The sequence below is a fragment of the Leeia speluncae genome (assembly GCF_020564625.1).
Lineage (GTDB): Bacteria > Pseudomonadota > Gammaproteobacteria > Burkholderiales > Leeiaceae > Leeia > Leeia speluncae.
Map to the genome: position 1 here is coordinate 355,280 of NZ_JAJBZT010000004.1, position 11,468 is coordinate 366,747.

Consider the following 11,468-nt stretch of genomic DNA (forward strand, 5'->3'; position numbering starts at 1 on the left):
TACCTATGTAGGAAATAAGCGTGCCAACTGCCTAAACCAATTGCTCAGCGGAGAGATTTCTCCGCTTTTTTGGCCACTTCAGTTGAACAAGTAAAAGTCATTTCATAGATTTTAAGTGTGGCCCAACGCGCTTTTTTAGAGTCTTGATCACTCTCTTCTAGCGCATCCACAATACCCGGCACTTTCGCAGTACGATCAGCAAGGCAGGTACATGCAGCTTGCTCGTCATAACTAGCGTTAATGCCAGCCATTAGGTTTTCAATGTCTTTGAATACATTGTCACTCATGCAACGGTTATAAAAAGAATCACGAAATTCTTTTACCGCCGCTGCATCTGCTGCCATTGCCGAGCTAGAAAGCGCTGACACAATGGTTGCCGCAATTAGTGCAAATTTGGTACTCATGTTGACTCCCCTTTGGCTGGTCATTATCTAACAAATAGTCTATGAACTATCGGTTAGCAAGTCTTAGCCAAGCGATTCCATGCGTAGTTTGACCACTTTGCCACGAGACGCGCTAAGGGCTTCAATTTGTGCAATCGCTGCGTTTACTTGTTTCTCTACCGCTAGGTGAGACAAGATCACGATTTCAGCCAAGCCACCTTGTGCTTCTTTTTGCAATAGCGCTTCAATAGAAATGCTATTTTGCGCCAAGATGCCTGTAATTTCTGCCATCACACCGGCTTGGTCTGCTACTTGCATGCGCAAGTAGTAGCTAGATACCACTTCTTCAATCGGCAAGATTGGATCATTTGATAGCATATCTGGTTGGAACGCAGACAGCGGTACGCGGTGTTGTGGGTCTGCGGTAAGTAGACGAGCTACATCCACAATATCCGCTACTACTGCAGAGGCGGTTGGCTCAGAACCAGCGCCTGGGCCGTAGTACATTGTTGCACCAACTGCATCACCTTTTACCAAGACCGCATTCATTACGCCATTTACGTTTGCAATCAAACGTTTTTCTGGGATCAGGGTCGGGTGAACGCGTAGTTCAATCCCTTTTTCTGTACGGCGGGTAATACCTAGCAACTTAATGCGGTAGCCCAATTCTTCTGCGTATTTAATATCTGCAGCATCTAGCTTGCTGATACCTTCGATGTACGCTTTTTCGTACTGGAAAGGAATACCAAACGCTAGCGCAGACAAAATCGTTAGTTTGTGTGCTGCATCGTTACCTTCAATATCAAAGGTAGGGTCAGATTCAGCATAGCCAAGACGTTGCGCTTCTTTTAGCACGTCTGCAAAGCTTGCGCCTTTTTCGCGCATCTCGGTCAAAATGAAGTTTGACGTGCCGTTAATAATACCAGCCGCCCATTCAATTCGGTTTGCACTTAGTGCTTCGCGAATTGCTTTAATAATCGGTACACCACCAGCTACCGCGCCTTCAAACGCGATCATCACGTTTTTCTCACGTGCACGAGCAAAGATCTCGTTACCGTAAGTTGCAATCAGCGCTTTATTTGCGGTAACGACGTGTTTGCCATTATCAATGGCTTTTAGCATGAGGTCTTTGGCCAGTGATGTTCCACCGATCAATTCAACCACAATGTCCACTTCTGGGTTGTTTACAACGCTTTCCAAATCTGCAGACACTTTTACGTTGCTATCGACAACGCCTTCGGCTCTTGAAATGGTACGGGTAGCAACTTCAGTCAGTTCAATGCTACAACCAGCGCGACGGGTAATTTCGGCTGCGTTGCGCTTCAATACGGCGGCAGTTCCGCCGCCAACTGTTCCAATGCCTAGTAGACCAACTTTGATCGGTTTCATGATTCAAGTTTCTTCGTAAAGTTAAAACAGGAAATAACAAATTGCTCGCGAAAATAAAAGCGGTGCGCATCTTCTCTTTGTACGCCAGAATCTAGCTTCACTTTAGAGGCGCCTCGCTTTTTCGCGAGTTCAGACAAATGGCCGATAAGCAGCTTGCCAACTCCTTGTGAGCGCTGGGCTGAATCTGTCACCAGATCATCTACATAAAAATGGATGCCGTTAAATGTATTGCGGTAAGTGCGGAAAACGGCGATTCCTAACACTTGTGATTCTTCTTTATTGACGGCGGCAATCATCTCGCCGCCATCTGCAAATACGCCGTGCATGGCTAAGCCATAATCATCAGAGAGTTGTGGACGCAGTTGGCGATGTACCGCTTCAGATTTGGCTAGCCACTCTGGAGCAATAATTCTGCCGGCTGCGTCGGTAATCTCGATAATATGCATATTAACAGAACTGCTTATTGGCCTGCGTGGCGTTTACGGTAGCCATCTAGGAATCTAGCAATTCGATTCATTGCATCGGTCAAATCATCTTGGTTTGGCAAGAAGACAACGCGTAAGTGATCAGGGCGTGGCCAGTTAAAACCAGTGCCTTGTACTAACAATACTTTTTCTTCTTGCAGTAGTTCTAAGATGAACTGTTGATCATCCACAATCGGGTACATCTTCGGATCTAGTTTAGGGAATAGGTACAACGCCCCCTTCGGCTTTACACAACTCACACCCGGGATACTGGTCAGCATGTCGTAGGCTAGATCTCTTTGTTTATATAGTCGTCCAGTCGGTGCGACTAGATCATTAATACTTTGGTAACCACCTAATGCAGTTTGAATCGCATATTGCGCTGGTACGTTTGCACACAAACGCATGCTAGCCACAATATTTAGACCATCAATATAGTCAGCCGCGTGGCGTTTATCGCCAGACAAAATCATCCAACCTGCACGGAATCCACATGCACGATAGTTCTTAGATAAACCACCATAAGTTACGCAGAACACATCTTCTGCAAGCGAGGCAATCGCGGTATGTTTTTCTCCATCAAATAAAATCTTGTCGTATACCTCATCTGCGTACACGATTAGTTGGTGCTGACGCGCTACTTCTAGCAGTGCTTTGAGCATGTCGTCAGGGTAGACGGCACCTGTCGGGTTGTTTGGGTTGATGATGACCAGCGCACGGGTGTTTTCGGTAATTTTTCTGCGTAGATCATCAATATCTGGCAACCATCCGTTTGCTTCATCACACAAATAATGGCGAGCAGTACCGCCAGATAATGAAACAGCAGCCGTCCAAAGCGGGTAATCCGGCGCAGGGACTAACACTTCATCACCATTATTTAATAGTGCATTCATCGATAGCAAAATGAGTTCAGACACGCCATTGCCGACATAAATGTCGTCCATGGTCACGCCTTTAATCCCCTTTTGTTGGGTGTAATGCATGATGGCTTTGCGCGCAGAGAACAAGCCTTTGGAATCACAATAGCCGCTAGCAGCGGGTAAATTGTGAATTACATCTTGAATAATCTCTTCCGGTGCCTCAAGGCCAAATGGCTGTAAGTTACCGATGTTTAATTTGATAATGCGATGTCCATCTTCTTCCATCTGCTTGGCGGCGGCCAACGCGGGTCCACGAATTTCGTAACAGACATTAGCTAGTTTGTTAGATTTCTGGATTGAACGCATTTTTGATACCTCAGAAGGTAGGTCAGGCCCTGACATGATGATTTACTCGCTTATCAAACTACACATGGTTAAATAAAAAAGGCAAAGAGGTATAATCCTACTGTATGCCTCCGCTAGCGACAATCCGCATTTGCTATTCTCTGCAATTTTTACTTAAAAAATATAGATTTGCAGTGATTAGCCCGCCTTTTTTGACGCTAGTTACGACAGTTTTCAGATTGGTGAGAGAAGATAAATGAAATTACACCAGCAAGTGGATGCCGGTACTCAGTTTAAACAGTACAAAGATGGTGCCGTTCAGATCGGTGAAAACTGGTATAGCGGTGTATTGATTGTGACCGTAGATGATGTGGATCAAACCTGGTCAGCAACTAGTTTTGATTCTCTGACGAGTGCTGACTTTGAGTATTTGCTTAAGTTTAAGCCAGAAGTCGTGTTGTTAGGTACGGGGCCAAGTTTTCGCTTTTTAAATCCTGCGCTAACACTGCCGTTAGCAAGCCAAGGGGTGGGTGTCGAGGCAATGGATACCGGGGCAATGTGCCGTACCTTTAATATTCTCTCTGGCGAGGGGCGAAAAGTGGTGGCGGCTATCCTTCCATAAGCCCCTTAGCTGACCAAAATGGGTCGGCGTGATAGAATATTAAGATTAATCAGATAATTAGCCCGATGAACGTGCAAAAATTGCGGGGCTAATTATTGAAGGCTGTACTGGCAATCAACTAGGTTGCCTATTTTTGTTTATTTAAATTAACGTTTAATCCCGATAGAGGTTGTCATGGCTGGTCACAGTAAGTGGGCAAACATCAAACACAAGAAGGCGGCTGCGGATGCCAAAAGAGGTAAAATTTTTACCCGCCTAATTAAAGAAATTACCGTTGCTGCAAAAAATGGTGGTGACCCGACAATTAACCCTCGTCTTCGCTTGGCTATCGATAAAGCGCTAAGTGCAAACATGACTAAAGACACCATCGAACGTGCGGTAAAACGCGGTTCTGGTGATCAAGACGGCGTTGATTATGTTGAACTTCGTTATGAAGGCTACGGCATTAACGGTGCTGCGGTGATTGTAGATTGTATGACCGACAACAAAACCCGTACGGTCGCTGATGTTCGTCACGCATTTACCAAGTACGGCGGTAACTTAGGTACGGATGGTTGCGTTGCTTATATGTTTAAGCATTGCGGTATTTTGGTTTTCGCACCAGGTACTGACGAAGATGGTCTAATGGAAGCTGCGTTAGAAGCGGGCGCTGATGACGTTGTTTCTCATGAAGATGGTTCATACGAAGTACTTACCCCTCCGTACGATTTCGTGCAAATTAAAGAAGCCCTAGAAGCGGCAGGCTTTAAAGCAGAAATGGAAGAAGTAACAATGAAACCAGATAATGAAGTCTCATTTACTGGTGAAGATGCAATCAAAATGCAAAAGCTTTTAGATGCACTAGAGAACTTAGATGACGTGCAAGAAGTCTTTACTTCTGCTGTGATCGAAGAAGAGTAAATCGATATTTGCGGTTTGCTCTAGTTGTATGAATGAATTTGCTCAGGTGGTGAACTAATGACAACAATCAATCCTTCTTTGTACCGTGCTAGACGTGAAACACTGATAAAACGGTTAGAAGGAGGACTGGTTGTTATCCCAACCGCTCCTGAGCAAGTTCGTAATGCCGATGCGCATTACGCCTATCGATTCGATAGCAGCTTTTATTATTTAACTGGTTTTGATGAACCAGAATCCATCTTGGTATTGCAGGCCGGTGAAAATGGCCAAGTCAACCACATCTTGTTTTGCCGTGAAAAAAATCTAGAGCGTGAAATTTGGGATGGCTATCGCCATGGTCCTGAAATGGCGAAAGAGGTTTTCCTATTCGATGAAGCCTATCCCATCGAATATTTCTCAGAAAAGTTGAAAGAACTACTCAAAGGACAAAGCCAATTGGCTTACCCAATTGGCGAAGATAGTGCATTTGATCAATTACTGCTCGGTACACGTAAAAAACTAATCCCATCCGTAGAACGCACGGGTGAAGACGTTCCTCATCAAATTGTGGATGTGGTGCCTGTTGTTGCGCAAATGCGCTTAATCAAAGATGAAACAGAAGTTAGATTAATGCAAACCGCGGCGGATATTTCTGCTGCTGCGCACGTTCGCGCAATGAAATATGCCAAACCGGGTGTTTATGAATATCAGGTCGAGGCTGAAATAATTCATGAATTCATGCATGCAGGCGCCAGGTCTCCCGCCTATGGCAGTATTGTTGCTGGCGGAGCAAATGCTTGCGTGTTGCACTATGTAACCAATCGAGATGTACTAAAAGATGGTGATTTATTACTAATCGATGCAGGCTGCGAATTTGAAGGCTACGCAGGAGATATCACGCGTACTTTCCCTGTGAATGGCAAATTTACTTCTCCGCAAAAAGATTTGTATCAATTAGTGCTCGATTCACAATTAGCTGCCATCCAAGAAGTCGCGCCTGGTAAAGGGGTGAGAGATGCTCATTTTGTCGCATTAAAAATCCTTGCCCAAGGCATGATCGATCTCAAGTTGTTAACCGGCTCTTTAGATGAAGTGTTGGAAAAAGAAACTTACCGCCAATTTTATATGCATGGAACAGGGCACTGGCTTGGTTTAGATGTGCATGACTGCGGCCGCTATAAAAAAGGAGAGGCTTGGACTAGTCTAACGCCTGGTATGGTCGTAACTGTCGAGCCTGGTATCTATGTTCGTCCCGCGCCCGAGGTGCCAGAGGCTTTCTGGAATATCGGTATTCGTATCGAAGACGATGTGTTAGTCACCGAATCTGGTCAAAGAGTGTTGACAGCAAATGCACCGAAAACAGTGAGCGAGCTAGAATCTCTCATTCAAGCATCGCGTTAATGGTTAGCTCGTTTTTATAGCTAACAACTTCAGAATTACCAAAGAAAGAAATAGATGTTGCCTTCTCACGTAGATGTCGCAATTATCGGTGGCGGACCAGTTGGCTGTTATTTGGCAAATGCCTTGGCGGCCCAAGGAAAGTCCGTCTGTGTACTAGAAAAAGAATCACAGCCAAGATCGGATGATCCACGTATGCTGGCGATATCTGCTGGCGGCAAGCAACTATTATCGAATTTAGGGTGCTGGGATTCGATCCTCGAAGACTCGCCTATCTCCTATGTATCCGTGACCCAAAAGGGCTACCTTGGTCATACCGAGTTATCTGCTTCAGAAATCGGCGAAAATGTGCTTGGTTATGTAGTGCCTTACCAACGTTTACATCCGCTCCTCGTTTCTCGTGTCAAAGCACCTGCTAGTTATATTCCTCAAACAGAAGTATCTAACATCCAATTTACTTCTGCTTATGCCGTCATTCAGTACCAACAATCAACCGAATCATCTGCACAAAAAGAATTGACAGCTAGATTGGTGGTACTTGCAGATGGCGGTCAATTGGCCAGCAAGGTTGGGCAAATCGAATATAAGGAACGAGATTACGAACAGTCTGCGTTGATCACACTCGTGCAAGCGGAGTTTCAGCCAAGAGATACCGCGTTCGAGCGTTTTGTCGAAGATGGCGCAATCGCCTTGCTGCCAAGGCCTGGCGGTTACGCCCTGATTTGGACTGGCCCAACTAGTCTCTCTGAAGAAAGAAAATCTTGGTCAGATACTGAGTTATTAAAGGCGCTGCAAGCCCAGTTAGGAAGTAAGGCGGGCAAGTTTACGGCCGTTGGTGCAAGGCACCTCGTTCCGTTAAAACTTCGCTATGCAAAAACACTGGTTAGCCCTCGTTGCGTAGTCATCGGAAATGCTGCTCAATATCTGCATCCAATCGCAGGGCAGGGTCTAAATCTTGGCTTGCGTGATGCGCATGATCTTGCTTTATTGCTGTCAAAGCATCCAGACCCTGGTTCAGAAAGCTGTTTAAGCCGTTACCCATCTATTAGACGACTAGATAAATTAAATGGTGTCGGGTTTACCGATAGCCTCATTCGTCTATTTGGCGTGCCAAAATTAGGGCATGCGAGAGGACTGGGGTTGATGGCGCTAGAAGCCATGCCGCCATTAAAGCGCAAATTGCTCGGCCACTTGGCTTACGGCATCAGAGGGAATGTGTAATGGATGCTTTGTTTGATATCGTGATTGTAGGTGGTGGATTGGTTGGCGCAAGCCTCGCTTGTCGATTGAAAAATGCCAACTTTAAAATTGCGCTTGTAGAAGGGCAATCGCCAGCAGAAGATCTTTATGAATGGGATCAACGTATCTACGCTATTAGTCGAGGTTCGAAGCGATATTTGGAAGAGGCTGGTGCATGGCAGAAAATGGATTTTTCTCGCTGCCAGCCTGTTTCAAAGATGGATATTTCTGGCGATACAAGTGGCAATCTAGTATTTGATGCTGCCAATGCCCAACTTTCCGAATTAGCCGTCATTTTAGAGTCTCGTCATTTACAAGGTGCAATTTGGAATGCGCTCCCAACGAGCGAGCGATTTGAACTGGTGCAACCTGCACGGCCTGTCTCAGTTTCTTATCATTCACACTATGCAGAATTGTTATTAGACAATGGCCGTACACTAAACACGAAATTAATTGTTGGGGCAGATGGCGCAAGATCGTGGGTTCGCCAACAGGTTCAAACGCAAGCGGGCAGAAGCGATCAGCCGATACCCTACAGACAAAAAGGGGTGGTTGCAAACTTTAATACTGAAAAACCGCATCATGGCGTGGCTTGGCAATGGTTTCAGGCTGATGGATCTATCCTTGCATGGTTACCACTGTCGGGGAATCGGATGTCGATGGTTTGGTCTGCCCAAGATGAGTTAGCTGATGAGTTATGTGCATTGTCCGCTGAAGACTTAGCTGCCAGAGTCGAAGTTGCTGGTGGCAAATTGCTGGGCAAACTGACGCCCATTACGCCAGCGGCAGGTTTTCCACTGCGGGCTTTGGTTTTACCAAACTTAGTTGGACGCAGGATGGCACTGGTAGGAGATGCGGCTCATTTAGTGCATCCATTAGCTGGCCAAGGTGTTAACTTAGGATTTCAAGATGCAAAAGATCTTGCTAATATCCTGCTGTCATCACCGTCTGTCGATTGCGGCTCACCGTCTCTCCTGCAAAGATATGAACGAAATCGTAGATTCGATATCCTAGCAATGGATGGTGTCACCAAAAATTTGCATCGCTTGTTCAATGCACAAGGCTCGGCACCAAAGTGGATTAGAAACATAGGCATGACCATCACTAACAAAGCACCACTTATCAAAGAAGCACTAATTAGACATGCATTAGGTTAGTTAGGGTTTTTTCAGTGTCGTGCAACACTCTAGAGAATATCATTCATGATCGGTACTTCTTCATTTTTACGCACAGTTAAGCATTTCACCTTAACTACTTTGGCAATTGCTTGTTTAACGGCATGTGGAGCGGGGAACGCCGCACCTGCACCAAACAAAGAACTAGACCAGGTGAAAAAACTGGTAGCAACAAAATTAACCAAGGTGAAAGTGAATGCTGTCTCAGCTACGCCTGTTGCAGGTGTTTATGAAGTGGTTTTCAATGATGAAAATATTGTCTATGTAGATTCAAAAGTAGAGCACCTTTTCCAAGGTGAGCTAATTAGTTTAAAAGACAAAGAAAGCTTAACAGCAAACCACCAAGAGGCTTTGTCTAAAGCGGCGGAAGAAAAGCGAGCAAAGGCAAGAGTCGATGTGGTGAAGTCATTCCCTATTGATCAAGCCATTCGTGTTGAAAAAGGGAATGGAAAACGCGTGATGTACGTGTTCTCCGATCCAGATTGTCCTTTCTGCTATAAGCTAGAAGAAACCTTAAAAGAAATTGATAACGTTACCGTTTACACCTTCTTGTTCCCGTTAGCCCAGTTGCATCCAGATGCACCACGTAAGTCCGCGCTTATCTGGTGTGCGTCAGATCGAGCAGCGGCATGGCAAAAATGGATGGATCAGCCAATGGAATCATGGCGTGCAATGAAAAACTTGCCAGATAATAAAGGTACATGTGATACACCGATTCAGAAGATTCAAGAACTCGGAAACCGTTTGGGTGTGCAAGGAACGCCAGCTATTTTCTTCCCTGATGGCACGCTAATGCCAGGAGCTTATCCAAAAGAAGAAATTGAAAAAGAGCTGGCAAAGCAGAAGTAAACCGTTAAAGCATTTTCATGAAACAATGGTTTGAACTGTTAAAAGCAAGATATCAAAAAGAACCGCCGCATCAGCGGCGGTTTGCATTCTGTCTAGCATTATCTTGGATTTTACATATCCTGTTTATTTTGCCTGGGCATGGCGATTCCCCATCAAGCGCAAAGGGGAAAACGCTAACCGTTTCTTTCTCCATCAAAAAGTCGCAACAGATCACACATCAGCCAAATATTAAAGTTCAATCTCCGCATGAAAGCCCCTTGCTCATTGCTCACAAAATCCCAAGTCCTGTATTTGCACCATTCCCACAAACGGATACTAGATCAGAGAGCGTCCCATTCGAGAAGGTTGCTTCCGTAGCGGAGGTGATTGGCGAAGGGGCGAATGAAAGCGTGGCATCTGAAACAGTAAGCACGGTAAAGAATGATTCGCTCGTCCCATGGGAAGAGTTGGCATCGCCTTACTTTAAATCCTCAGAAGTGGACATCATCGCTCAACCAATAGGTAATTTAATATTTGATTACCCAATTGATACAACGCAGCAGCAACTGGGTGAAATTTTATTAGAGGTCTTAGTCGATGAAAATGGCTTTGTGGTCGCTAGCCATGTGTTAGAAAGTACACTGCCAGAAAGCTATTCTGAATTGGCACAAGCGAAATTGGCGCAGACGCAATACTCACCAGCATTTAAGAATGGTGTGGCTGTAAAAAATAGAAAAAAACTGTTGCTGCAATACGATCCGGCGTTTGGGTTTAACTAAGACTTAAATAAAAAACTGTATCATTTCATCAAGTTAAAAAATGTTGCAGTGCAAAAATATCTTGACTTTATTGAATGTGTCTACCAAAATGAAGTCAGAAATATTGCAGTGCACAAAAGATTTTTTTGACTACTGTGCCACCAAACAACGGAAGGATTACAGAGATGACTACACCATTTGTATCGCTAGAACAATTTGCATTACTAGGTAAAACCCAGTTTGAAAAGAGCCTTCGTTTAGCTAACTTGCAACTTAATAGCTACGAAAAACTAACTCAACTAGGTATGAACTTGGCGAAAGATGTATTGGCAGAGCAGGCTGCAGCATTCAAATCTGTAAGCGAAGTAAAAGATGTGCCAAGCTTCTTCGCTTTCCAAAACGGTTTAGCACAACCTTCAGTTGAAAAAGCAGTAACGACATCACGTGCATTGTACGAGGCACTGACAGATGTGCAGGCAGAGTTTGCGGCATTTGCTGAAGAAGAAGCACAAGTATTTAATCGTACTATTGTCAGTGGACTAGATAATCTAGTAAAAAACGCACCAGCAGGATCTGATGTAGCAGTTGCTGCAATCAAATCTGCAATTGCTGCAGCTGGTAACGCATATGACACAGTTAGCAAAGCTGCTAAACAAGTAACTACAGAATTGGTAGAAGTAAGTAATACAGCAGTAGAAGCAAGTGCTTCATCTGCGGCGGCAAAGCCAGCCGCAACTGCAGCACGTCGTAAACCTGCATCAGCAGCATAATGAAATAACTAGCAATAGCTGGTTACTTAAAACAAAAGCCCCGAGGTATTCCTCGGGGCTTTTGTTTTTTGTGTGTTTAGCCTAGTTTATTATCTATTGGTGGTGTTTTGAGTCAGATTTAGTACTGTTTTCGATTTGTTTAGAGAGATTTTTAGGTATTAAAGGTTGGTTTTATTTAGTGGTGTCGAAGAAGGATAAGATCTGGTCTAAAATTTTTAATAAATATTTTTGTGATATTTTCTTTTTGAATCAATGGTTTGATGTGTTTTGATGGTGGTGTCTGTAAAGAAAGATGTTTTGAAGGTGTTGACATTGTTTGGTCTGGTGCGTATAGTTCGCCTCTCTGCTGCTGACGCAG

At 44.6% G+C, this 11,468-nt stretch carries 13 protein-coding genes; 8 read left to right on the plus strand and 5 right to left on the minus strand.

Going from position 1 to position 11,468, the window contains the following annotated elements; all coding sequences use genetic code 11:
* Positions 1–44 precede the first annotated feature (44 nt).
* The 4 genes from LIN78_RS09645 to LIN78_RS09660 all read right to left on the minus strand — a co-directional run bounded on the left by LIN78_RS09645 (position 45) and on the right by LIN78_RS09660 (position 3,462).
* Positions 45–404 (minus strand): hypothetical protein, encoded by a 360-nt coding sequence (locus LIN78_RS09645; protein ID WP_227180578.1) that lies wholly within the window; start codon positions 402–404, stop codon positions 45–47.
* A gap of 63 nt (positions 405–467) precedes the next feature.
* On the minus strand, positions 468–1,772 hold the full coding sequence (locus LIN78_RS09650; protein ID WP_227180579.1) for a homoserine dehydrogenase: 1,305 nt from the start codon (positions 1,770–1,772) through the stop codon (positions 468–470).
* Complete coding sequence (locus LIN78_RS09655) at positions 1,769–2,218, minus strand: GNAT family N-acetyltransferase (RefSeq protein WP_227180580.1); 450 nt, start codon at positions 2,216–2,218, stop codon at positions 1,769–1,771. Before LIN78_RS09655 ends, LIN78_RS09650 begins: the two co-directional genes overlap by 4 nt.
* A 14-nt stretch (positions 2,219–2,232) precedes the next feature.
* Positions 2,233–3,462 carry a pyridoxal phosphate-dependent aminotransferase gene (locus tag LIN78_RS09660; RefSeq protein ID WP_227180581.1) on the minus strand — a complete coding sequence of 410 codons (1,230 nt, stop codon included), beginning with the start codon at positions 3,460–3,462 and terminating at the stop codon, positions 2,233–2,235.
* Positions 3,463–3,697: 235 nt separating this feature from the next.
* Here LIN78_RS09660 and LIN78_RS09665 point away from each other — a divergent pair, with 235 nt between their 5' ends.
* The 8 genes from LIN78_RS09665 (at position 3,698) to LIN78_RS09700 (ending at position 11,110) form a co-directional block, all read left to right on the plus strand.
* Positions 3,698–4,063, plus strand: a complete 366-nt coding sequence (locus LIN78_RS09665; protein ID WP_227180582.1) for an Mth938-like domain-containing protein — start codon at positions 3,698–3,700, stop codon at positions 4,061–4,063.
* A gap of 174 nt (positions 4,064–4,237) precedes the next feature.
* Positions 4,238–4,963, plus strand: a complete 726-nt coding sequence (locus tag LIN78_RS09670; RefSeq protein ID WP_227180583.1) for a YebC/PmpR family DNA-binding transcriptional regulator — start codon at positions 4,238–4,240, stop codon at positions 4,961–4,963.
* A gap of 57 nt (positions 4,964–5,020) precedes the next feature.
* Positions 5,021–6,343, plus strand: a complete 1,323-nt coding sequence (locus LIN78_RS09675; protein ID WP_227180584.1) for an aminopeptidase P N-terminal domain-containing protein — start codon at positions 5,021–5,023, stop codon at positions 6,341–6,343.
* Between the two features lie 54 nt (positions 6,344–6,397).
* Positions 6,398–7,561, plus strand: a complete 1,164-nt coding sequence (locus LIN78_RS09680; RefSeq protein WP_227180585.1) for an FAD-dependent oxidoreductase — start codon at positions 6,398–6,400, stop codon at positions 7,559–7,561.
* On the plus strand, positions 7,561–8,736 hold the full coding sequence (locus tag LIN78_RS09685) for a UbiH/UbiF family hydroxylase (RefSeq protein WP_227180586.1): 1,176 nt from the start codon (positions 7,561–7,563) through the stop codon (positions 8,734–8,736). The genes LIN78_RS09680 and LIN78_RS09685 overlap by 1 nt, the downstream gene beginning before the upstream one ends.
* A gap of 45 nt (positions 8,737–8,781) precedes the next feature.
* The gene (locus LIN78_RS09690; protein ID WP_227180587.1) at positions 8,782–9,603 is read left to right on the plus strand and encodes a DsbC family protein; all 822 of its coding nucleotides are present in this window, start codon (positions 8,782–8,784) and stop codon (positions 9,601–9,603) included.
* Positions 9,604–9,620: 17 nt separating this feature from the next.
* Positions 9,621–10,361, plus strand: a complete 741-nt coding sequence (locus LIN78_RS09695) for an energy transducer TonB (RefSeq protein WP_227180588.1) — start codon at positions 9,621–9,623, stop codon at positions 10,359–10,361.
* A 164-nt stretch (positions 10,362–10,525) separates the two neighbouring features.
* Positions 10,526–11,110, plus strand: coding sequence for a phasin family protein (locus LIN78_RS09700; RefSeq protein WP_227180589.1), 585 nt, complete (start codon positions 10,526–10,528; stop codon positions 11,108–11,110).
* Between the two features lie 175 nt (positions 11,111–11,285).
* On the opposite strand, the gene LIN78_RS09705 is transcribed toward LIN78_RS09700, so the two are convergent.
* On the minus strand, positions 11,286–11,468 hold a 183-nt coding region (locus LIN78_RS09705), incomplete at its 5' end, for a hypothetical protein (RefSeq protein ID WP_227180590.1).

Excerpts from the sequence above, each read along its gene's own strand:
- LIN78_RS09645 (WP_227180578.1), bottom strand. The coding sequence starts at position 404 with ATGAGTACCAAATTTGCACTAATTGCGGCAACCATTGTGTCAGCGCTT.
- LIN78_RS09650 (WP_227180579.1), bottom strand. The coding sequence starts at position 1,772 with ATGAAACCGATCAAAGTTGGTCTACTAGGCATTGGAACAGTTGGCGGC.
- LIN78_RS09655 (WP_227180580.1), bottom strand. The coding sequence starts at position 2,218 with ATGCATATTATCGAGATTACCGACGCAGCCGGCAGAATTATTGCTCCA.
- LIN78_RS09660 (WP_227180581.1), bottom strand. The coding sequence starts at position 3,462 with ATGCGTTCAATCCAGAAATCTAACAAACTAGCTAATGTCTGTTACGAA.
- LIN78_RS09665 (WP_227180582.1), top strand. The coding sequence starts at position 3,698 with ATGAAATTACACCAGCAAGTGGATGCCGGTACTCAGTTTAAACAGTAC.
- LIN78_RS09670 (WP_227180583.1), top strand. The coding sequence starts at position 4,238 with ATGGCTGGTCACAGTAAGTGGGCAAACATCAAACACAAGAAGGCGGCT.
- LIN78_RS09675 (WP_227180584.1), top strand. The coding sequence starts at position 5,021 with ATGACAACAATCAATCCTTCTTTGTACCGTGCTAGACGTGAAACACTG.
- LIN78_RS09680 (WP_227180585.1), top strand. The coding sequence starts at position 6,398 with ATGTTGCCTTCTCACGTAGATGTCGCAATTATCGGTGGCGGACCAGTT.
- LIN78_RS09685 (WP_227180586.1), top strand. The coding sequence starts at position 7,561 with ATGGATGCTTTGTTTGATATCGTGATTGTAGGTGGTGGATTGGTTGGC.
- LIN78_RS09690 (WP_227180587.1), top strand. The coding sequence starts at position 8,782 with ATGATCGGTACTTCTTCATTTTTACGCACAGTTAAGCATTTCACCTTA.
- LIN78_RS09695 (WP_227180588.1), top strand. The coding sequence starts at position 9,621 with ATGAAACAATGGTTTGAACTGTTAAAAGCAAGATATCAAAAAGAACCG.
- LIN78_RS09700 (WP_227180589.1), top strand. The coding sequence starts at position 10,526 with ATGACTACACCATTTGTATCGCTAGAACAATTTGCATTACTAGGTAAA.